We start from the raw sequence: 19778 nt of genomic DNA on the forward strand, positions 1-19778 counted from the left end.
TTTTTTAGGTAACTCTATTGTTAAGTAATATATGTAACTGCCTTTTGCATAAGCGCAATATGGTAATTTTCTTGATTATTGATAAAATCAAAAAATTTACTTAGCTCCTCATCTTTGATAGCGCTGCTTAGTGCCTTGCACTGCTCTTTTGCCGCAAGTTCCTCTTCTATACCATCTTGCAAAAACTGCTTGAGATCACTAAAGCGATATACATCTTTCATCACTGCTCTAGGTACTCCTAAAATTCCCAGTTTTGCAGCAATCACACAAAATGTTTTCAAATGGTACATTGATTCATAGATCAAATCTTCAAAAATCAGGGCAAGCTCTTTGTGGTTCGTATGGATCTGTGAGTAAGTATAGGTTATGATGAGTTCATACTCTTTATAGATCTCCTCAAAAAGAAACTGCACCAATGCCGACAAACTTTCTCCATCAAGATTTTTGTAGCTTAAATGCCTTTTGAAACTGTGAATCTCTATCGGTTCTTGTATGACCATTTTTCTCAAAATAAAAAGCATATAACTTTCATCACTTTTGATTCTCTCAAACAAAGCCGTATTACCATACTCATTTTGTATGGCTTCTAGATCTTTGATGAGTTCTTGAAAAAGTTCTGTAGAGTTTTCAAAGTCAAGTTCTATATGCTCTCTATCCCAGTCAAAATCCTCACCATTTTCTACAATCTCAAGTGCTAGCCATTTGAGATGGCGATACTCTATATTTGCAAAATCAAGCAATGTATCAAACCACTCCCCCTTTGGAAGGCTAAAACCTCCAAACAAGATTTTTAACCACAATACATGTTTTTTTCTAAATAGCTCACTCACTTCTCTTCTCCTTCAGGTACAGGACAACTGAGTGTCACATACTCAATATGCTCTTTCTCTTCGCCTCTTTTTCTTGCTTCATAGTCTTTGACTGCAGCCATAAAAGCCCTTGCTGCCACCTCACCACATGCTGCATCTTCTGGGGGATTGTCTTTAATTTTCTCAAATACATCTTCAGTAAAATCGATACCACTTTGAAGCGTTTTCCCTTTATACTCTTCGCTAAAGAGAGCTCCACTTACAAGTGTTGTCCCACAGCCATTGGTTTGCCACTTGATATCAGTAATGATCTGACTAACAGGATCTATTTTTAGATAGATTACAACCATCTCTCCGGTTTGGCTATTTTTCCCATATCCTTTTGCATCAAACTCTTTCATCTCACCATAATTTGTAGGATTTAACATCAATTCTAAATATTTTGGATCAATGGGGATATTTGTTTGTTCCATAATGCTCCTTTTGTTACAATTGAGATAATTATACCCAAAGGAGTAAAGTGAAAAAAGAGAAACTCTTGCGAGTAAAATATATTCGAGAACTCGAGCGCTTTGTTAATCGTATAGTAGACTTTTTCAATAAAAATGAACCAACAAAAAGTGAAATTACGCTTTTTATCGATAAAATCTTCAAGCCTCTTGAATCGATTGAGAAGACCTATCTTAGTAGCGAATATCTCAAAGCCCTAGAAAAGTTTGTAGAGAAAAATGCAAATATCGCAAAGAGTGAAAAAACTCCCGAGGAGCTCAAAGAAGATGTTTTAAAAGAGGCAAATTTGCTGAGAAAGCTCAAACGAAAAAAGAGCTTCAACAAAGAAAAGTACAAAAAAGATTGGCAAGAGGCATAAGCCTCTTAGAAGATTGATAGAAGTACCCCCGCAGCCACCGCTGAACCAATAACTCCAGCCACATTTGGACCCATTGCATGCATCAAAAGAACATTTGTTGGATCGCTTTCCATTCCCACTCTATTTGCAACACGTGCTGCCATTGGCACAGCACTCACGCCTGCAGCACCAATAAGTGGATTGATTGGCTCTTTTGACATTTTGTTCATGATTTTACCCATAATAACCCCTGCAGCAGTACCGATAGAGAATGCTACAAGACCAAGGAGTAATATACCAAGGGTTTCAGGAACCAAAAAGTATTCTGCAGCTAGCTTACTACCTACAGCGAGTCCCAAAAAGATAGTAACAATATTGATAAGTTCATTTTGCAATGTTTTTGAGAGTCTCTCAACTACACCAGACTCTCGCACAAAGTTTCCAAAAGTAAGAGCGCCAATAAGTGGAGAAGACTCTGGCAAGATTAAAATAGTAAGTACAAGCACTGTGAGTGGAAACATCATCTTCTCTAGTTTACTCACTTGCCTTCTTGTAGTCATCCTAATTTTCCGCTCTTCTTCACTTGTAAGAGCTCTCATAATTGGTGGCTGGATCACTGGTACCAACGCCATGTAGCTGTACGCTGCAACTGCCATTGCACCAAGGAGATCTGGAGCTAACTTACTTGCTATAAAGATGGTAGTAGGACCATCAGCTCCACCAATAATTGAAATTGCCGCTGCATCTTGCATACTAAAATCAAATATACCAAACTGACTCAGTGCCACTGCGCCAACAAGCGTTCCAAAGATTCCAAACTGTGCAGCTGCACCTAAAAGTGCAGTTTTAGGATTGGCAAGGAGTGGCCCAAAATCGGTCATCGCTCCAACACCCATGAAGATGAGGATCGGAAAGAGCTCATTGGCAATTCCTGCTTTAAAAAGCTCTCCTATAAATCCACCATCACCAATAATGTTGGCAAGAGGGATATTTGCCAAAAGGCCACCAAAACCAATAGGAATGAGAAGTAAAGGCTCAAACCCTTTAGCAATTGCCAAATAGAAAAGTACAAAACAGATGGCTATCATAATGAGGCGGCCGAAACTTTGCTGAAATTTGCTTATTTCATCGCCCTTGGCGTTTTTCACACCCTCTTTTGGGCTTAAAAATGCATAGATCCCTGTCTGTTTATAGAAATTGAGAAGCAAGGAGCCAAAGCTCTTATTTTCTGTTTGCACCTCTTTATGTGTCTCATTCGATGCCATATAATTGACTGTTGCTAAGGCACCTAATGGAATGAGAAAGAAAGAGAGTGCCAGAAAAAAGGTAAGTAATCTTTTTTTCATAGCCCTACTCCATTGTAGCCAACACTTGGCCTTCTTCGACAGTATCATTTACTTTTACAGCAATGTGCGCTATCACACCATCTTGAGGCGCTGGAATGTCGATCTCCATCTTCATAGACTCTAAAATCATAATCTTATCACCAGCTTTTACTTTGTCACCTGGGTTGACAAGAATTTTCCATACATTTCCAGGAACTGCAGATTTGATCTCAACCATTCCACCAGCAGCTTCGCCCTTACTTGCCTGCTCTTCTACAATTTCTACCTCTTTTTTTGCTTCAGCTTCTGGTTTTACCTCAACATTTCCTTCAGCAACTTCAACGACAAATTTCTCTCCATCAACGATTACTGTATAGATTCCACTTGTTTTACCCACTTTCTCTTCCTCCATTTCACTAATTTTTCTCACCATCAACGGACTTTCACCTTTTAAGAATGCGATTCCCTTATCACCACATGCTGCGGCTATGAAGATATTCTCTTCCGTTGTTTCAATATTTTCATCTTCTAGTTTTTTCTTCCAATACGCAATAGATTTTGTCTCATCTCGATCTGCAATATCAAGTGGATTTTCTGTAGTTGGCTCAAGTCCTAACTGCTCGCTTGCTAGTTTAACCACATCCGGATCTGGAGCAACTGGAGTTTTTCCAAAATATCCTAATACCATGCGACCATATCCTGGAGCAATTTTTTTCCATGGACCAAACATCACATTATTAAAAGCTTGCTGCCAGTAAAATTGGCTCACAGGCGTCACACTCGTTCCAAATCCACCCTTTTCAACCACTTCTCGCATCGCTTTGATTACCTCTGGATACTTATGCAAGATTTTATTGTCTCGCATCATCTGCGTATTGGCTGTAAGGGCACCACCAGGCATAGGAGAGAATGGAATAAGCGGGCTTACCTGCGTAGCTTCAGGTGGAATAAAGTAGTCAGCAAGGCACTCTTTTAAAGTCTCTTCATAATCAAGTACTTTTTCCATATCAAGGCCACCAAGGTCGTATGGCTTGCCTTTAACAGCATGGAGCATCGTAATAATATCTGGCTGACTCGTACCACCACTCACCGGTGCAGCTGCTAAGTCAATTCCATCAACGCCAGCTTCGAGTGCCGCTAAATAACATGCTACACTCACTCCTGCAGTCTCATGGGTATGAAGGCGAATATGCACATCATCACCTAAAAGCTTGCGTGCCATTTTGATAGTCTGATACACCTTTTCAGGACTACTTGTCCCGCTTGCATCCTTAAATGCGAGGCTATCAAACTCAATGCCTCTATCTAAAATCTCTCGCAATTTCTTTTCATAAAACTCTGGCGTATGTGCACCACTGCAGCCTGGAGGAAGATCCATAATAGTAATGACCGCTTCATGCTTCATTCCATACTTTTTGATGCATTGTGCAGAGTATTCAAGATTGTCCACATCATTGAGTGCATCAAAGTTTCTTACAGTTGTGGTCCCATGCTTTGCAAACATCTTTGCAAAAAGATCAATAAGCTCTCGACTTCCAGTATCGAGCATCACTGTATTGATACCACGTGCTAAAATTTGCAAATTTGCTTCAGGACCAACTTTTTCTCTAAATGCATCCATCATATCAAATGCATTTTCGCGTAGATAGAAAAAGAGACTTTGAAATCGCGCTCCTCCACCAAATTCAAAATGGGTAATACCCACCTCTTTTGCCGCATCGAGTGCTGGCAAGAAATCTTTCATCAACACCCGTCCACCAAAGACAGATTGAAATCCATCTCGAAAGGTGGTGTCCATTACATCGATATACTTTTTCTTTTTTGCCATGTTCCCCTCTTTTTATGAGTTTTTCATGTGATGTAGAGCAGCAGTTATCGCAGCTACTTTTTTGAGTTTTTCCCGTTTAGAAGTAGTTTTTTCCTCCGGTTTTTGAAAGCTCTCAGGAAAGTACTTTAGCAGTAGCTTATGTTGCCAATTCAGTACCCAAACCATCAACATCAAAAATAGATACACAACCCCCATACCTAGGATCATATACTTTACAGCCTCAAGTATCATAGCTACTCCATATAATTTGGATTTGAATAATTTTATTACAATGAAGCTTACAAAAGCTTATAATTATAATGTGGATCTCTTTTTCATTTGCTTTTGTTACAATTCTTGTACAATTTTAAAGAACCAAAGGAGTGAGAGTGGATAAAGAACAAGCTATGAAAGAGTTTAAGGCATATGAGAAGATGCGTCTTGAAATGTATGATTTTTTAGAGCAATTTATTCCAAAAGATGAAAATGGTCAGCTTGATTTTTCACAAGCAAAGTCTATTCCAGCAAATGAGGTATTTGACAGATGGTTTGCCCTCGATTACCAAGCAAGAAAGATTCGGGGTATTGCTATAAACTGTTTAGGACTAAAGGGTGAGTAGTTTTGACAAAAGGGCCCAAGAGTGGGACAAAAATGATAGACGTGTTCAGACAGCCAAAAAGGTAGCTAATGCTGTAAAATCTTGTATCAATGAAAAGAATCTCAAAATCCTTGATTTTGGCTGTGGAACGGGGTTAGTTAGCTATGAATTAACTAATATTGCCGACTCAATAACTGGTATCGATACCTCACCAAAAATGGTAGAGATGTTCAACGCAAAATCTACAACCCCTGCTATCAAAGCATTTTGCAAAGATATTGATGAAATTGAAAAAAAATTCGATCTTATCGTTAGCTCTATGACTTTCCATCATATCAAAGATATCGATGCAATAATAGAAAAACTCCGTAAAAAACTACAACCTGGCGGCATAATATGTGTAGCAGATCTTGTCAAAGAGGATGGGTCTTTTCATAGTGATAATAGCGAAGTACACCATTTTGGTTTTGATGTTGAGACTTTAGCAAAAGAGTTTGAAAAACAAGGGTTCACACAAGTGTGCCAAAAAATTGTCCATACCATCGAAAAACATAAAAATTTTGATGTCTTTCTACTCTGCATGCAAAAAGGATAGTAGCCTTTTTGCATCCTTTACAGCATCTCCTCCAAAATCATTGTTAAAATAGGCAAATACATCACTGTTTGTTTGCAAAAACCCTTCAATCCTCTTTGCCCACTCTAAAAGTGTTTCATCATCATAGGAGCCTACATATCTCCCGTTGGTTCCATGAAGCCTTATGTAGACAAAATTTGCTGTTTTTTGCATTGGTGTACTCTTTTTGCCAAAATCGTGGATACAAAATGCAACATTGTATCTACGAAGCAGCTCATAAATATCCTCTTCATACCAACTATTGTGGCGAAACTCGATTGCATAGCGATAGGAAGGCGGCAATATATGCAAAAAAGAGGCCAGAAGATCTAAATCTTTATGTAAAGAGGGAGGCAACTGAAAGAGTATTACTCCAAGATGAGGTTTCAAAGGCTTGATAAGATGTAAAAAACGATAGATCTCATCTTTAGCGTCTTTGAGCTTTTTATAATGGGTTATGCCTCTATAGGCTTTGATACAATAGTAAAACCCCTCTTTTGCAACTTGCAGCCAGTGCTCAATTGTCTTTGCTTTTGGAAGATGGTAAAAAGTAGCATTCATCTCCACTGTATTAAAGTGCTCCATATAGTAGCGAAGATACTCTTTTTTTGGCAGATCTTGAGGATAGAAGATCCCTTTCCAATGTTCATAATAAAATCCGCTAGTGCCAATATAGGCTTTAGCGCTCATATATTCCCATCAAAACCGCTTCATCAAGAATATATGGTTTTATGAGTTCAAGTAGCTCCTGCTTTGTAAGTCCTGGTTGCACACCTAATACTTTTGAAAGTGCATAGGCTTTGATAAAATACCGGTGCGCTCCATTTGGAGGGCAAGGTCCTCCATATCCTATTTTTCCAAAATCGTTACGCCCCTGTTTGATTCCATATTCAAGCTCTGGATAGTTTGGTACTCCTTCAGGCAATCCTTGGAGATTTGTTGGGATATCATAAATCACCCAGTGCACAAACACACCCATTGGTGCATCCGGATCATCCATAATAATAGCTATACTTTTAGCCTCAGATGGCACATCTTGAAAGATAAGAGGAATAGAGATATCCTCTCCATCACAGGTATATTTTACAGGGATAAGTTTCCCGTTTTCAAATGCTGGTGAGAGAAGTTGCATTGCATGCTCCTTTGTTGAGCTATAGAGTGTAAGAAGAAGAGTCAAGATTAAAGCTACAACCTTCATAATGCATCCATTTTATGACACATACTCTAAAATCTCTCTTAAATCCTTCTTCTCTATAACCACATTTGCTTCTTTTTTGAGGATATCCTTTGCACAAAAGGCAATTTTTGTTTTTGCATATGCAAACATACTACGATCGTTTGCACCATCACCAGCAACTGCTGTGTTTTCTTGGGATACTCCTAAAAGTTTTTGCAATCTTTGGAGCATATCACCTTTGCTAAAATCAAACATCATATCTCCACCAACCAAACCGGTAAGACGGCCATTTTTGGCATGTAAAATATTGCTAAAGTCTGCATCAAGCTCTAAAACATCTTTTGCATGACTTGTAGCATTGCGAAATCCGCCACTAAATACCACTACTTTGTAGCCAAGTTTTTTAAGCTCTTCTATTGTCTCCTTGGCTCCTGGCATAAAGGGGAGATTGTGGCAAATCTCATTCACCTTTTTCTCTTCCAATCCTTCAAGAAGTTTAACGCGAGTTATGAGACTCTCAAAAAAATCGAGTTCCCCTCGCATTGCCATCTCTGTGATCTCAGCTACTTTTTCCTTCAGCCCTAAAGCTCCAGCCAAAAAATCTATTGTCTCACCATCCATCAATGTAGAGTCAAAATCGAAAACAAAGAGCTTCATTCTTCTCCTTTTTTACCGAAGTTTAACCAACTTTTCATTAAAATTAGGCAAAAAGGCACAGGATGTTTGAAGAGCTTATTGAAAAACTGCGTAGCGGAACATACATCACTTTAGAGACTACTCCAGGCCATTTACCTACAATCAACAATATCCTCTCAAAACTGGATGAGCTTGCTCTTTATAAGAAGGTAGATGCTTTTACCACTACCGATAATCCATTGGCAAAACTGAAATATAATGCTATTCTCGCTGCAATTAAACTACAACAACGTTTCAACAAACCTGTTATTGCCACTATGAGTATGCGCGATCGCAATAAAATCGCACTGCAATCAGATCTTCTAGGAGCTAACGATTTTGATATTAGAGCGATTTTGGCTCTTACAGGAGACCCGGCAAAAATAAGCGATCAGCCAAATACTAAAGGGTGCTTTGAAGGTGATAGTACGCTTCTTTTGGATATCATTCGCTTTTTCAATGCTGGTATCGATTATGCTGGTAAAGAATTTAAAATCAAACCAAAGCGCATCTACCCTTTTGCTGTAAGTAACGCCTATGCCAAAAATCCCAACACACTCTTGAAAAAATTCAAAAAGAAAATAGAGCATGGTGCAGTTGGAGTAATCACACAACCAGTTTTCGATATAGAAAATCTCAAAAACCTTTTAGCACTTTTTGAAGAGGCTAGAAACAACTTTGAAAACGAAAGAGCTAAGTCAGAACTTATTGTAGGATTTTTCCCTATCACACGACTCAAAACTGCACAATTTCTTGCATCTCATGTTCCTGGTATCAATGTACCTAGAAGCTGGATCGATGAACTCTACAAAGCACATAAAGATGGAGAAGAGAAAGAGTATGAAGTAGGATTTGCTCTGAGCAAAGAGCTCTTTACCAATATAATGGCTCTCCATCCCAAAGTACATATTATGACTGCAAACAGGTTCGATTTAGCTCATGCGATACTTTCTTAGCCTCTTACTTGTGGTCCCCCTTTGGGCAATTAATCTCGATCTTGACTATAAAAATATCAACGAATGGATTAGTGAAAAATTACGCCTCCTCGATATTTATATGAGTGATTCCAATGAAAGTGTCAAGCAAAATTTTTCAATACGCTCTTCTATCGATACAATTATTGAGACCAAGCAGACGCCGCAGTTTAAATTCAATATGCGTGCCAATCTTGAATTTCCTCGCACACAAAAGCGTCTCCATCTCTTCATTCAAGATTTTAAAAAGCAAAACTCTGTAGATGAAGTGAGTGGACAAAATATTGAAGACTCTATCCGCAATACCTCTTTTCTTTTTGGTCTACAATATATGAGCAAAGGTAATATACGCTATCGAGCAGGAATTCGCTTCCATAAAATCACACCCGATCCCTTCATTGCATTGGGCTGGGAGCGTACCCACTATTTCAAACATGCTTGGATCTACTATGGTAACGAATTGCGCTACTTTCTCCACCGACATATAGACAATAAATTGTTCGCAAACTTTCAATACAAACGCAACAATTATGAACTTTTCTCTTTCGAAAACAGCTATCGCTACGAAGAGCGTCCTGTAGGTGAACATCAAGTTACACATGCTCTTAAAATATACCACTCTTTTGGAGAGAGGAGCCTTTTGATACCAAGAGCTGAATGTTTTTTTTATGCAAACAATGAAGAGAGTTACAAAATCAACTACTATTACTTAGGATTCGATTTTCAAGACACCTTCTATCGCAAATGGCTTTTTTACCAAATAGGACCAGCAGTATTGTGGCGCAGAGAAAATAGTTTTGATCCAAGCTGGAGAGTGACATTTAAGATCGGGATTACATTCGAGAAAAACTAAACTCATCTCTTTCATAACGTAAAAACTCTAAAGAGCAACCAAATGAAGGAAGATTAATATACTTTTGCTCTCCAAAAGTAAAAATTTTTCGCTGATGAAAATGGCCTTCTATGACAATATCTGCATCGTAGTGCTGCAAACGCTGCAATGCAATATTTTCAAAATCTGCTATCTCTTTGCAAAGATTTTTACCCCCGTTATACTTTTGGATCTTTTTACTTATCCATCCTTTGATATCCATGAGATTTAAAGTAGTAATTACAGCATTTTTATGAAGCAAATCGATATAGAACTTATATAAGCCGCCTATGTATATATCTCCATGAGCAAGTGCTATATTCTTTTGCCCCGCTTGACACATTACTGGCTGATTGTAGCGGCTAAAAACTTGCATTTGAGGGAAAAGATCGTGTAATAAAAAATCGTGGTTTCCTTCAAGATAGAAGCATTGCGTTTTTTGTGAAAGCTTTTGCAGCAGATCGATAGCTTTTTTGTTACTCTGTTTGGTAAAGGTGACTTTTCCTACAAGAAGGTCAAAAATATCTCCCATAAAAAAGATTTGTGGAGCATCTACCCATTCTAAAAATCTTAATAACTCTTCACGCAATCCTGGATGATAGTGGGCATCGGTGATAAAAATCGCCCCCTCTTTAAGGGATAGCGGCGATTTTTGGCATTGCAATTGATGCATCAAGTCCCATCATTAAATTAGCATTAGCAACAGCTTGTGAACTTGCTCCACGTAAAAGATTATCAATAGCACTGCTAATAAAAATGGTATTTCCATGCTTTTGCGCATAAATATCACAAAAGTGCGTCCCAGCAACAGATTTGACATCTACAGGCTCTCTTTTAATACGTATGAACTCCTCATTTGCATAAAAGTCTTCCAAAACTTCCAGTGGATCGATAGCTGTTTGAAGCTGTGCATAGATACTTACAAGCATTCCACGTGTAAGAGGTAGTAGATGTGGGACAAAATTAATATGGTAGATCTCTTTGCCAAGCAATTCCAACTTCTCTTTTATCTCAATTGCGTGGCGATGCTTGAGAGGGTTGTAGGCAAAAATATTCTCATTTATGCTTACATAGTGTGTCTTTTGGCTGCATTTTTTTCCTGCCCCACTCACACCACTTTTTGCATCAATTATAAGAGGATGTTTACTCTCAATATAAGGTAAAAATGGTATGAGAGCCAAAAGTGTAGCTGTAGGATAACAGCCAGGATTTGCTATAAGGCGCGCTTTTTGGATCTCATCTTTGTAAATCTCAACAAGACCATACACAGCTTCTTTAAGATGCTCATTATCGCTATGGTGCGTATAAAAGGTCTCATAATTTTCTAAACGCAATCTATAATCAGCTGAGAGATCAACTACTTTTACACCAAGGTCTAAGAGAGGTTTGGCAACCTCCATTGCACTTTTGTGAGGAAGAGCTAGAAATGCAAGATCACAAGTATCAGCAATCTCTTTTACATCTGTTTTTTTGAGTTTATAAGAAAAAACACCCTTTAATGCTGGATAGAGATCACTTATCTCTTCACCCCCTTGGCTGCTAGAGAGATATGCAAGATTGAAATGGGGGTGATCGAGTAATATCTTTATTAGCTCAACCCCTGTATATCCTCCAGCACCCACTACTGCTACATTATACTGCACACTCAATCCCTAAACTCTATTGGTTTATAAAAAACTTCAAGCACTTCAAAATCGATCTCGCCCTTTGGCAGTTTCACAGTAATCTCATCACCCTCCTCTTTACCAAGAAGTTGCCTTGCAAGAGGAGTATTGTATGAGATGAGGCCATGCTCTGGATCGCTCTCAGTTGATCCCACTATTGTATACTCTATCTCTTCATCCTCTTCGATATCTAAGAGCTTCACAGTAGATCCAAATCCAACTTTTGTATGAGGAAGCTTGCTTGGATCGATTACTTGGGCTCTAGCAAGCAAGTCTGAGAGTTCAGTTAGTCTTGCATCTATAAAAGCTAAGCGCTCTTTTGCTGCATGATACTCAGCATTCTCTCTTAAATCTCCATGCTCTTTTGCTCTTTCTATCTCTTCTACCACGCATGGTCTCTCTTCTTTGAGTGCTTCAAACTCTTTTTGCAATTTTTTATACCCATGCTCTGTCATAGGCTCTTTATTTTCCATGCGCAAGTCCCTTTTTTGCTATAATTATACCAACTTTTAGGAGCCTTTATGAAAATAGCTATAAGCGCCTTTGAAAAGTCTGCAAATCTGCATTTACGCTATCTTTTGCCTCATTTAAAGTATAAACCTATCGGGATCTTTGATAAAAGCCTTGGAGATCCTCTTGTAGATTTGCAAGAGTTAGCAGTCATGGGTTTTGTAGATGCAGCAAAAAAACTTCCCTTCTTTTTACAGCTTAAAAAAGAGATGGTCAAATTAGCCAAAGAGGCAGATAAAATACTCCTCATAGATGCAAGCGGTTTTAATCTTCCTCTAGCAAAAGCTATCAAAAAAGAGTATCCAAACAAAGAGATTATCTACTATATTCTTCCCCAAGCTTGGGCATGGAGAAGAGGAAGAATCAAAATAATTGAAAAATATGTAGATAAGGCTCTTTCAATCCTTCCTTTTGAAAAGAAGTACTATAGCCCAAATTTTAATATCAAATATGTGGGACATCCACTTTTAGATGAGATAGAAAAGTTTAAAGATACTCCTACAAAAAGCGACAAAGTAGTTTTTATGCCTGGTAGCAGAAGAGCAGAGATCCAATCACTCATGCCAATTTTCAAAGAGGTAAGAAAAGCGATAGATAAAGAGGCGCTGCTCGTTGTACCACAAAACTTTGATCTTGCTATCTATGGGGATACAAGCGATTTTATCATTACGCACGATGCACATAAAGCACTCTATGAAGCAGAATTTGGTTTCATCTGCAGCGGTACTGCAACACTTGAAGCATCTTTAATTGGCACCCCTTTGGCACTTTGCTATATCGCAAAACCGCTTGATTATTTTCTTGCTAAGCAGTTTGCAAAAATTGATCGCGCGGGGCTGGCAAATATCATGCTTGGAGATATGCATCCAGAATTTTTACAAGAGAGTGTTACCAAAGAAAATCTCTTACAAGCTTATAAAAACGCCAACCCAGAAGAGTTTTTGCAAAAATCCAAAGAGCTGAGACGATATCTTGCCCATGGCAGCGCAGTAGAAGCTGCAAGGGAGATTAATGCATAGCTTTGAAGCAGTCTTTTTTGTCTATCTCTTTATTTTTATTGGGTTTATTGCCAAGAAGTTCTTTCAGCAAAAAATAGATGAAAAGAGTCTTGTAATACTCTCAGTCTATATTTTCCAACCATTTTTGACATTTTGGGGACTACTCAAAAAAGATTTTGATTTTAATCTTGCTATTGCTCCTTTTATTTTTTTTGGTTTGAGCCTCACTATTATTGCAATCAACTACTTTTTAGCAAAAATACTTTTTGCAAATAATAAAGAGCAATCAATCTTTATCGTCTCCTCTGTCATAGGCAATACTGGCAATTTAGGAGTACCTTTAGGTATTGCTCTTTTTGGTGAGATGAGCCTTCCCTATACCACAATCGTTAATCTTGCAAATGTTTTTATGGTCTATAGCTTTGGAGCCTATTTCTATTCGAGGGGTAGCTTTGATGTAAAAAAGTCACTCCTCAATACCATCAAACTTCCTATTTTATGGTTTGCCCTCCTTGCTATATTGCTCAATCTCCAAGGCTTTCGCCCATCAAAAAATTTTGATATATTTTTGCAAATGGGAGCTTACACTGCTATTGTGATTCAACTTCTTATTTTTGGTTTCTATCTCGCTAAAATCTCTTTACGTATATTAGATAAAAGACTCACCATAGCTGTAACAGTGATGAAATTTGCTGTATTACCTTTCGTAAGTTTTGTGTTTTTGTCATTTATAGATCTTGAACCTCTTACAAAGAAGATCATTTTTATGGAAATAATGATGCCTTTAGCTGTAGCAAATGTCAATCTTGCAGCGCTTTACCACTGCAAAGACCTTGTTGTTACGGCTCTTATCTTCATCACTACTGTGCTTTTTGTACCACTTCTACCTCTGTATATCAAAATTATTGAAAGGATGGGATGAGAAGAATTTTAATCACTAATGATGATGGATTTGAGTCATTAGGACTTCAGGCTCTTATTGAAGCAGTAAAAGATCTTGGTGAAGTTTTAGTAGTAGTGCCAGCAAGTGAAAAGAGTGCTTGCGGCCATAGTCTTACCCTTACAAAACCTCTTCGCTTTGTAGAACTTTCTGATAATTTTTATAAGCTCGAAGATGGTACTCCAAGTGATTGCGTCTATTTAGCTCTCCATGCTCTCTATCCTGATGGCATAAAACCAGATCTTGTCCTAAGCGGCATCAATAGAGGTGCAAATATGGGAGAAGATATTACCTATTCTGGTACTGTAGCAGGTGCTATGGAAGCAGCCCTCTATGATATTCCAGCTGTAGCTCTTAGCCAAGTATGCAATAGCAATTGCGAAGAGACGGAGATGGAAATAGGTTATGACAATGCTAAAAAAGTAGCGAGAGAAATTGCTCAAAAGATCCTGCATGAGGGTTTTCCTTTGGGACGCAGAAAACTACTCAATATAAATATCCCACCAGTAAAAAACATAAAAGGGTATAAGATTACAAAAGCTGGATATAGACTCTATGCAAATGAAGCACACCTTCACAGAAACCCAAGAGGATTAGAGTACTGGTGGCTAGGACTCCATCCACTTGAATGGGAAAGAAGTGAGGCAAGAGATTGCGATTTTGAAGCAGTGTATGAGGGATATGTCTCTATTACTCCCATCAAAGCAGATTTAACAGCATATGAAGAGATAAATAAATTAAAGAATTGGTTATGAGATTTAACAGATGCCGTATGCTCTTTGGGGATAATTTTGAAAAACTGCAAAAAGCAAAAATTTTAATTTTAGGAGTTGGAGGTGTAGGAAGCTTTGCCCTTGATTGTCTCTATCGTAGTGGAATAAGTGATATTACCATTGTTGATTTTGACCGCTATGATATCACCAATCAAAACCGTCAAATCGGAAGCGATCATGTGGGAGAGCTCAAAGTAGAAGTTCTTGGCAAACTCTATCCAGGAATTAAAACAATTAATGCAAAAGTCGATAATAAATGGGTGGAGAATTTTGATTTTTCTCCATACGATGTAGTCATAGATGCAATAGATGATATAAAAGCAAAAATAGCTCTAGCACATAAGTGCACTCATAAGCTCATAGCATCAATGGGAAGCGCGAGAAAATGCGACCCAACAAAAATCGAAACTGCATCAATTTGGAAAACACATGGGGATCCTTTTGCAAGAAAGATTCGCTATGAGCTTAAAAAGAGTGGATTTAAGGGGGATTTTTTGGCGATTTTTAGTCCTGAATCGCCAAAATGCAGTACAAAAGGGAGTTTTGTAGGTGTAACTGGAAGTTTTGGACTGACAATTTGTGCTAAAACGATAGAAAGAGTTCTTAATGAAAAGAGAAGTGGCAATAGTCATACCACTCTACAACGAAGAGAAAGTGATACGCAAGACACTGCAAAATCTAAAAAACAAAAGGCCTAATGATACTATTATAGTTGTAGATGATGGTTCAAAAGACCGTAGCTACTACGAAGCCTGCGTGCCTGGAGTATATCTATTACGCCATATCATTAATCTTGGACAAGGTGCAGCTTTGCAGACTGGAATCGATTTTGCTAAGAAGCTTGGTTGCAAATATGTAGTCACTTTCGATAGCGACGGACAACACTGCGCAGAGGATATTGAAAAATTCATAGAAGTTTTGCGAAAAGATGAAGCAGATATAGTTTTATGCTCAAGATTTTTAGGAAAAGCAGAAAATATTCCTCCATTAAGGAAAAACTTCTTACGCATCGCTGCTTTGGTAGAAAGAGTGCTTACAGGTATAAAACTTACTGATGTACACAACGGATTTCGTGCTATTAATATAGCAAAGTTTCCAGACTTTGTCATTACACAAAATCGTATGTCTCATGCTTCAGAAATTATTGATCTTATTAAAAAACTCAAAATGCGCTATAAAGAGATACCCTGTACTATTAGATATAGTGAGTACTCACTTAGTAAGGGACAGTCGATATTGAATAGCGTCAATATTATTATCGAGTTTATTCTTGGAAAGGCTATTAAATGATTTTTGTAAAAGCTCTTCTCATTGCAATTCTTACAGCTGTTTTTTTGCTTTTAAGTTTTTCTAGTCGCTTTCGCACATACCAACGAATCAGTGTAATACTCTTTTATCTTTTTTTGGCATTTCTCATTCTCTTTCCGCAAAAAGCTGATAAGGTAGCAGCATTTTTCGGTATTGGACGGGGTGTGGATCTTGTTATATATCTCTCTATTGCTATACTTTCTCTTATAGCAGCAATACTCTATGCAAAAACAAAAATAAATGAGCGTGCCATCACAAAGATTGTTCGCGATATAGCAATTATGAAATCGAGGGAATGTAATGAATAGAGTCTACTCAAAAGAGCTTGTACAAGCATGGAAAAAAGCTCTCATTGATACGTATGGATTTGAAGAGTATATGGATTTTCTTATTCAACCAACAATCACTGGAAGTAAATATCTCACTTATTTACCTATGCTAAATTATACAGATCGTACATCTGATCAAGTAAGTGATCTCCTCGAACTTGCAAAAGATCAAAATTATCAAATACGTACACTCAATCCCACTTATAAAGAGTTCAAAGAGCTCGATACAGTTACTCTTCGTATATTATTGAAAACTTATGATGAAGAGGAGTTGATAAAAAGCTACCGTAAACTCGCCCAAAGAAGTATTAAAAAAGATAGAAAAAATAACAAAATTGAAATAAAAATAGATCATGACCTTAATCTCTTTTATGAAATGATCTCTGCTATGTATAAAGATCATGGTACTCCTATTTTTCCAAAACAATTCATCATTAATTTACATAAGTATCTTGACAATAAAATTCATTTCTATTCTTTCGTTGAAGATTCAGAAGTTCTTGGTAGCTACATGGTTTTTATAGATAACAAAATTTTAACATTCCAGCTTGGTGGAATCCTCAATAAATTCAAAAAGCGCCACAATGGATACTATTTTCAACATAAAATTATTGTAGATATTATAAGTAAATATGATATAGATATAGTAGATTTTGGTAGATCTGGTTACAATAGTGGTACCTATTTTTTTAAGACGCGTTTTGGTGCAGAGCCTGTAAAAATTGATATCCTTACAAATCATCAAAAGAATGTTTATAAAAGCTATAAATTAGCAGCAGAAATTTGGAAAAAACTCCCTAAACCATTAACTGATTTGATTGGACCAAAACTTACTAAATACCTTGTGGATCTATGAAAACAGTCATCAAAATCACTATCATATTTTTACTACTTCTTTGGCTTTTTTATGATATTGATTGGTATCTTTTCTTTACTAGTTTGCAACACCTCAATATTATAGGCATAATACTTACTTTTTTGACAGTATTTTTCAGTGACATTATCATCTCCTATCGATGGTACTACTTAGGACTCTTTCGCTATAGTTTTCTTACAAGTTTAGAAGCAAATATGCTCGCCTTTTTCCTCAATATATTTGCTCCAGCAAAACTTGGAGATTTGAGTAAAATCTATTATCTTCATAAAAAAGAGAGTGCAAAAATCAAAGATGTTACTGCCATGTTTTTAATTGAAAGATTTTTTGATGTGATCATTTTAGGATTTTTGATACTTTTTAGTACACTTTTTATATATCCAGAACCAAAAGCCTATATTTTAGTAATTTTTATAGCTTTAATCACTTTAATTTTTTTCTACCTTCTTCTACAGCCAAAAAGATTTTATAGATTGCTGCAGATAATTCCCTGGAGAAAATTACGCCTTTCACTCTATCAAATATATAAATCTCTTCAATCTTTTATGAATATAAAAAAGATTGTTATACTTACTCTCCTCTCACTCGCTGTATGGGGAGGTTACTATCTCAATAATTTTGTATTTTTCACTCTTGCAACAGATTTTCATCTCACTTTTTCACAAATATTTATCGCCTCTACACTCGCTTTTGCAGTTTCTGCCATACCAATAACTCCTGGTGGAATAGGTACATTTCAAGCGGCCTTCGTTCTCGTACTTGGATGGTACGGTATACCAAAAGAGAGTGCATTGAGTGCTTCAATTGTGTTACAATTCCTTTATATCTTACCTGCAACACTTTACAGTATCTATCTATTTATGACAAAAGAGTTTTTATGATGTACTTACCACACAACTACACCAAATACCCAATATGGTTGACTATAGATGTTGAAGAAGTAGAAGATGCTAATTTTGGAATAACACCAAAGCATCCATTGCAGATCAATTATGCAGCCATTATAAATGAATGGATAGTTTTTTGTCAAAAACACAATATCTCTTCAACAGCATTTGTTTTAGGGAGTTTTGCCAAAAAATACCCTCACATAATCAAAACACTTCACAAATATGGTCATGAAATTGCTTGCCATGGACTTAGACATGAACTTGTTTATAATCTTCCTTTTGATGAGTGGAAAAGAGAAACACAAGATGCTAAAAAAATCCTCGAAGATACAATAGGTCAAGAGGTTATTGGATATCGAGCTCCTAGCTGGAGTATGCCTTTTGAAAAAAAATATTACGAAGCACTAGTAGCATCAGGCTTTCGCTTCACTTCTACCTATTTTCCATTCAAAACCTATATGTACGGCAATAGCATCGATAAAAAAAGCCCTTTTGTCATTACAACACCAGGAGGAACCATTACAGAAATTCCTCTGCTTAAAAATATAATCCCTTTTAGTGGAGGATTTTATATGCGAGTCCTTCCCTTTTTTCTCATCCAAAGACTCTTCGCAAACTTAATAAATCAAGGTCATAAGCCGATAATCTATACACATCCGTATGAACTATTGCCACATCTATTTACTCGATTTAGAAAAGATGTGAAGCTTGATGTAGCATACTTTTTAACATTTTTTGCTGTTGAAAATAGTTTGCAAAGATTTGATAAAATTTTAAAGCAATTTTGCAAGGATAAAATATGAATGTAAAAACATTAACTTTTTTTTTACTCATACCACTTCTTTTTTTGGGATGTGCAAAAACTGTAGAAGAAAAAGAGATTAAAAAGAGCAAAAATGGTATCTCCATTAGATTAGAAGGTACAGTCTATCCAAGTAATGAGAAAGATATTATTGCACCTACTACAGGAAGAATCAAGCAAATCTTTGTCAAATCTGGCGATCGTGTAAAACAAGGAAAACTTCTTGCAAAATTCCATACAGTAATCACAAAATTTGATATTGAAAAAACGCGGCAAGAGTTAGAATATCTCGTACAGCTCAAAAAATTTCTCAAACATAGTAAAAAACACAATGTCAATCTTGCTCTTGTAAATATTGCGAGAGAAAAACTTGAAAAACTCTCAAAACTTAAATCGCAAGGACTAGCAAATAGTATAGAGTATAACAATGCAAAAGCCCTTTATGCATCAAGTCTTCATTCAAAATATAGCGAAGGTGAGTCTAAAGCAGAAAAATTGCAGTTTTTGGATGAACGTATAGCTATTACAAAAAATGAGTTAAAAAAACTGCAACACCGGCTCGCTTTGAGTGAAATACGCAGTGATATAGATGGTTTTGTGGCAGATTTAAAAATGCAAGTAGGTGATTATGTTGCAAAGGGAACAAAACTTGGCCATATCGTCAATCTTGATAAAGTTATCGTTAAAGCTGGTATAGCCCCAGGACTCATCCCTTTTATTAAAAAAGGTAAAAAGGTACGCATCGATTTTATTACTACACCTCCCTATCATGTAGAAGCAAAAATTTCTCGTGTAGTAATGATAGTAGATCCAGACTTCAAACGAATGACTGCTGAAATAGTTATTCCTAATAAAAACTATCTTTTACAGCCAGAAACAAAAGCTCTTGTGACTGTATATCTCACAAAAAAAGAGCAGGAGTTTATCAAAAATAATTTCCTTGAAAACCCCAACAAAACCATTTATGAAGTCAAATCATTTAATTACTAAATT

The 19778-nt window shown here is 36.9% G+C and carries 26 protein-coding genes; 15 read left to right on the plus strand and 11 right to left on the minus strand.

Going from position 1 to position 19778, the window contains the following annotated elements:
• Positions 1-20: 20 nt before the first annotated feature.
• Complete coding sequence (locus tag JG738_RS07385) at positions 21-830, minus strand: hypothetical protein (RefSeq protein WP_201337267.1); 810 nt, start codon at positions 828-830, stop codon at positions 21-23.
• Positions 827-1282 (minus strand): iron-sulfur cluster assembly scaffold protein, encoded by a 456-nt coding sequence (locus JG738_RS07390; protein ID WP_201337268.1) that lies wholly within the window; start codon positions 1280-1282, stop codon positions 827-829. Before JG738_RS07390 ends, JG738_RS07385 begins: the two co-directional genes overlap by 4 nt.
• Before the next feature lie 47 nt (positions 1283-1329).
• On the opposite strand from JG738_RS07390, the gene JG738_RS07395 reads away from it, so the two are divergent.
• Positions 1330-1677 carry a hypothetical protein gene (locus JG738_RS07395; RefSeq protein ID WP_201337269.1) on the plus strand — a complete coding sequence of 116 codons (348 nt, stop codon included), beginning with the start codon at positions 1330-1332 and terminating at the stop codon, positions 1675-1677.
• A gap of 5 nt (positions 1678-1682) precedes the next feature.
• On the opposite strand, the gene JG738_RS07400 is transcribed toward JG738_RS07395, so the two are convergent.
• Genes JG738_RS07400 through JG738_RS07410 form a run of 3 tightly spaced genes read right to left on the minus strand, consistent with a single transcriptional unit; the run spans position 1683 to position 5040 of the window.
• The gene (locus JG738_RS07400; RefSeq protein WP_201337270.1) at positions 1683-3002 is read right to left on the minus strand and encodes a sodium ion-translocating decarboxylase subunit beta; all 1320 of its coding nucleotides are present in this window, start codon (positions 3000-3002) and stop codon (positions 1683-1685) included.
• 4 nt (positions 3003-3006) lie between these two features.
• Positions 3007-4809, minus strand: a complete 1803-nt coding sequence (locus JG738_RS07405; RefSeq protein ID WP_201337271.1) for a biotin/lipoyl-containing protein — start codon at positions 4807-4809, stop codon at positions 3007-3009.
• A 12-nt stretch (positions 4810-4821) separates the two neighbouring features.
• Positions 4822-5040: an OadG family protein gene (locus JG738_RS07410; RefSeq protein WP_201337272.1), complete on the minus strand. Its 219-nt coding sequence runs from the start codon at positions 5038-5040 to the stop codon at positions 4822-4824.
• Positions 5041-5177: 137 nt separating this feature from the next.
• On the opposite strand from JG738_RS07410, the gene JG738_RS07415 reads away from it, so the two are divergent.
• Together JG738_RS07415 and JG738_RS07420 are read left to right on the plus strand one after the other, a co-directional pair.
• Positions 5178-5408: a hypothetical protein gene (locus JG738_RS07415; protein WP_201337273.1), complete on the plus strand. Its 231-nt coding sequence runs from the start codon at positions 5178-5180 to the stop codon at positions 5406-5408.
• Complete coding sequence (locus JG738_RS07420; RefSeq protein ID WP_201337274.1) at positions 5401-5982, plus strand: class I SAM-dependent methyltransferase; 582 nt, start codon at positions 5401-5403, stop codon at positions 5980-5982. Before JG738_RS07415 ends, JG738_RS07420 begins: the two co-directional genes overlap by 8 nt.
• On the opposite strand, the gene JG738_RS07425 is transcribed toward JG738_RS07420, so the two are convergent.
• From JG738_RS07425 to serB, 3 genes are read right to left on the minus strand one after another with little or no spacing between them, the layout of a single operon-like run.
• The gene (locus JG738_RS07425; RefSeq protein ID WP_201337275.1) at positions 5959-6690 is read right to left on the minus strand and encodes a DUF72 domain-containing protein; all 732 of its coding nucleotides are present in this window, start codon (positions 6688-6690) and stop codon (positions 5959-5961) included. The two genes, JG738_RS07420 and JG738_RS07425, sit on opposite strands and share 24 nt — an antisense overlap.
• On the minus strand, positions 6680-7198 hold the full coding sequence (locus tag JG738_RS07430) for a YbhB/YbcL family Raf kinase inhibitor-like protein (protein WP_236583140.1): 519 nt from the start codon (positions 7196-7198) through the stop codon (positions 6680-6682). The genes JG738_RS07425 and JG738_RS07430 overlap by 11 nt, the downstream gene beginning before the upstream one ends.
• A gap of 12 nt (positions 7199-7210) precedes the next feature.
• On the minus strand, positions 7211-7834 hold the full coding sequence (serB, locus tag JG738_RS07435) for a phosphoserine phosphatase SerB (protein WP_201337276.1): 624 nt from the start codon (positions 7832-7834) through the stop codon (positions 7211-7213).
• A gap of 62 nt (positions 7835-7896) precedes the next feature.
• Here serB and JG738_RS07440 point away from each other — a divergent pair, with 62 nt between their 5' ends.
• Entirely contained in the window at positions 7897-8808 is a 912-nt protein-coding gene (locus JG738_RS07440; RefSeq protein WP_201337277.1) for a methylenetetrahydrofolate reductase, read from the plus strand.
• Positions 8792-9679: a hypothetical protein gene (locus tag JG738_RS07445; RefSeq protein WP_201337278.1), complete on the plus strand. Its 888-nt coding sequence runs from the start codon at positions 8792-8794 to the stop codon at positions 9677-9679. The genes JG738_RS07440 and JG738_RS07445 overlap by 17 nt, the downstream gene beginning before the upstream one ends.
• On the opposite strand, the gene JG738_RS07450 is transcribed toward JG738_RS07445, so the two are convergent.
• The 3 genes from JG738_RS07450 to greA are packed head-to-tail and all read right to left on the minus strand — an operon-like array spanning position 9660 to position 11834.
• Entirely contained in the window at positions 9660-10370 is a 711-nt protein-coding gene (locus JG738_RS07450; protein WP_201337279.1) for a UDP-2,3-diacylglucosamine diphosphatase, read from the minus strand. The two genes, JG738_RS07445 and JG738_RS07450, sit on opposite strands and share 20 nt — an antisense overlap.
• Entirely contained in the window at positions 10330-11340 is a 1011-nt protein-coding gene (gene argC / locus JG738_RS07455) for an N-acetyl-gamma-glutamyl-phosphate reductase (RefSeq protein WP_201337280.1), read from the minus strand. Before argC ends, JG738_RS07450 begins: the two co-directional genes overlap by 41 nt.
• 2 nt (positions 11341-11342) lie before the next feature.
• The gene (gene greA, locus JG738_RS07460; RefSeq protein WP_201337281.1) at positions 11343-11834 is read right to left on the minus strand and encodes a transcription elongation factor GreA; all 492 of its coding nucleotides are present in this window, start codon (positions 11832-11834) and stop codon (positions 11343-11345) included.
• A gap of 48 nt (positions 11835-11882) precedes the next feature.
• Here greA and lpxB point away from each other — a divergent pair, with 48 nt between their 5' ends.
• From lpxB to JG738_RS07510, 10 genes are read left to right on the plus strand one after another with little or no spacing between them, the layout of a single operon-like run.
• Positions 11883-12890 carry a lipid-A-disaccharide synthase gene (lpxB, locus tag JG738_RS07465; protein WP_201337282.1) on the plus strand — a complete coding sequence of 336 codons (1008 nt, stop codon included), beginning with the start codon at positions 11883-11885 and terminating at the stop codon, positions 12888-12890.
• Positions 12883-13791, plus strand: coding sequence for an AEC family transporter (locus tag JG738_RS07470; protein ID WP_201337283.1), 909 nt, complete (start codon positions 12883-12885; stop codon positions 13789-13791). Before lpxB ends, JG738_RS07470 begins: the two co-directional genes overlap by 8 nt.
• A complete protein-coding gene (gene surE / locus JG738_RS07475) occupies positions 13788-14564 on the plus strand; it encodes a 5'/3'-nucleotidase SurE (protein ID WP_201337284.1) in 777 nt (258 codons plus the stop codon). The genes JG738_RS07470 and surE overlap by 4 nt, the downstream gene beginning before the upstream one ends.
• Positions 14561-15280: a ThiF family adenylyltransferase gene (locus JG738_RS07480; RefSeq protein ID WP_201337285.1), complete on the plus strand. Its 720-nt coding sequence runs from the start codon at positions 14561-14563 to the stop codon at positions 15278-15280. The genes surE and JG738_RS07480 overlap by 4 nt, the downstream gene beginning before the upstream one ends.
• Entirely contained in the window at positions 15189-15872 is a 684-nt protein-coding gene (locus JG738_RS07485) for a glycosyltransferase family 2 protein (RefSeq protein ID WP_201337286.1), read from the plus strand. Before JG738_RS07480 ends, JG738_RS07485 begins: the two co-directional genes overlap by 92 nt.
• Positions 15869-16198 (plus strand): DUF2304 domain-containing protein, encoded by a 330-nt coding sequence (locus JG738_RS07490; protein WP_084276413.1) that lies wholly within the window; start codon positions 15869-15871, stop codon positions 16196-16198. Before JG738_RS07485 ends, JG738_RS07490 begins: the two co-directional genes overlap by 4 nt.
• The gene (locus tag JG738_RS07495) at positions 16191-17075 is read left to right on the plus strand and encodes a GNAT family N-acetyltransferase (protein ID WP_201337287.1); all 885 of its coding nucleotides are present in this window, start codon (positions 16191-16193) and stop codon (positions 17073-17075) included. The genes JG738_RS07490 and JG738_RS07495 overlap by 8 nt, the downstream gene beginning before the upstream one ends.
• A complete protein-coding gene (locus JG738_RS07500) occupies positions 17072-17974 on the plus strand; it encodes a lysylphosphatidylglycerol synthase transmembrane domain-containing protein (RefSeq protein ID WP_201337288.1) in 903 nt (300 codons plus the stop codon). Before JG738_RS07495 ends, JG738_RS07500 begins: the two co-directional genes overlap by 4 nt.
• A complete protein-coding gene (locus JG738_RS07505; protein ID WP_201337289.1) occupies positions 17971-18786 on the plus strand; it encodes a DUF3473 domain-containing protein in 816 nt (271 codons plus the stop codon). The genes JG738_RS07500 and JG738_RS07505 overlap by 4 nt, the downstream gene beginning before the upstream one ends.
• A complete protein-coding gene (locus JG738_RS07510; RefSeq protein WP_201337290.1) occupies positions 18783-19775 on the plus strand; it encodes an efflux RND transporter periplasmic adaptor subunit in 993 nt (330 codons plus the stop codon). Before JG738_RS07505 ends, JG738_RS07510 begins: the two co-directional genes overlap by 4 nt.
• Positions 19776-19778 lie beyond the last annotated feature (3 nt).

Origin of the sequence: Nitratiruptor sp. YY08-26, from assembly GCF_016593215.1 — a bacterium.
Lineage (GTDB): Bacteria > Campylobacterota > Campylobacteria > Campylobacterales > Nitratiruptoraceae > Nitratiruptor > Nitratiruptor tergarcus.

Coding starts and splice junctions, on each gene's coding strand:
- JG738_RS07470 (WP_201337283.1), top strand. CDS start 12,883: ATGCATAGCTTTGAAGCAGTCTTTTTTGTCTATCTCTTTATTTTTATT.
- JG738_RS07390 (WP_201337268.1), bottom strand. CDS start 1,282: ATGGAACAAACAAATATCCCCATTGATCCAAAATATTTAGAATTGATG.
- JG738_RS07445 (WP_201337278.1), top strand. CDS start 8,792: ATGCGATACTTTCTTAGCCTCTTACTTGTGGTCCCCCTTTGGGCAATT.
- lpxB (WP_201337282.1), top strand. CDS start 11,883: ATGAAAATAGCTATAAGCGCCTTTGAAAAGTCTGCAAATCTGCATTTA.
- JG738_RS07510 (WP_201337290.1), top strand. CDS start 18,783: ATGAATGTAAAAACATTAACTTTTTTTTTACTCATACCACTTCTTTTT.
- JG738_RS07500 (WP_201337288.1), top strand. CDS start 17,072: ATGAAAACAGTCATCAAAATCACTATCATATTTTTACTACTTCTTTGG.
- JG738_RS07450 (WP_201337279.1), bottom strand. CDS start 10,370: ATGCATCAATTGCAATGCCAAAAATCGCCGCTATCCCTTAAAGAGGGG.
- JG738_RS07505 (WP_201337289.1), top strand. CDS start 17,971: ATGATGTACTTACCACACAACTACACCAAATACCCAATATGGTTGACT.
- JG738_RS07400 (WP_201337270.1), bottom strand. CDS start 3,002: ATGAAAAAAAGATTACTTACCTTTTTTCTGGCACTCTCTTTCTTTCTC.
- JG738_RS07410 (WP_201337272.1), bottom strand. CDS start 5,040: ATGATACTTGAGGCTGTAAAGTATATGATCCTAGGTATGGGGGTTGTG.
- JG738_RS07405 (WP_201337271.1), bottom strand. CDS start 4,809: ATGGCAAAAAAGAAAAAGTATATCGATGTAATGGACACCACCTTTCGA.
- JG738_RS07485 (WP_201337286.1), top strand. CDS start 15,189: ATGAAAAGAGAAGTGGCAATAGTCATACCACTCTACAACGAAGAGAAA.
- JG738_RS07495 (WP_201337287.1), top strand. CDS start 16,191: ATGAATAGAGTCTACTCAAAAGAGCTTGTACAAGCATGGAAAAAAGCT.
- JG738_RS07480 (WP_201337285.1), top strand. CDS start 14,561: ATGAGATTTAACAGATGCCGTATGCTCTTTGGGGATAATTTTGAAAAA.
- JG738_RS07425 (WP_201337275.1), bottom strand. CDS start 6,690: ATGAGCGCTAAAGCCTATATTGGCACTAGCGGATTTTATTATGAACAT.
- surE (WP_201337284.1), top strand. CDS start 13,788: ATGAGAAGAATTTTAATCACTAATGATGATGGATTTGAGTCATTAGGA.
- JG738_RS07440 (WP_201337277.1), top strand. CDS start 7,897: ATGTTTGAAGAGCTTATTGAAAAACTGCGTAGCGGAACATACATCACT.
- JG738_RS07430 (WP_236583140.1), bottom strand. CDS start 7,198: ATGAAGGTTGTAGCTTTAATCTTGACTCTTCTTCTTACACTCTATAGC.
- greA (WP_201337281.1), bottom strand. CDS start 11,834: ATGGAAAATAAAGAGCCTATGACAGAGCATGGGTATAAAAAATTGCAA.
- JG738_RS07490 (WP_084276413.1), top strand. CDS start 15,869: ATGATTTTTGTAAAAGCTCTTCTCATTGCAATTCTTACAGCTGTTTTT.
- serB (WP_201337276.1), bottom strand. CDS start 7,834: ATGAAGCTCTTTGTTTTCGATTTTGACTCTACATTGATGGATGGTGAG.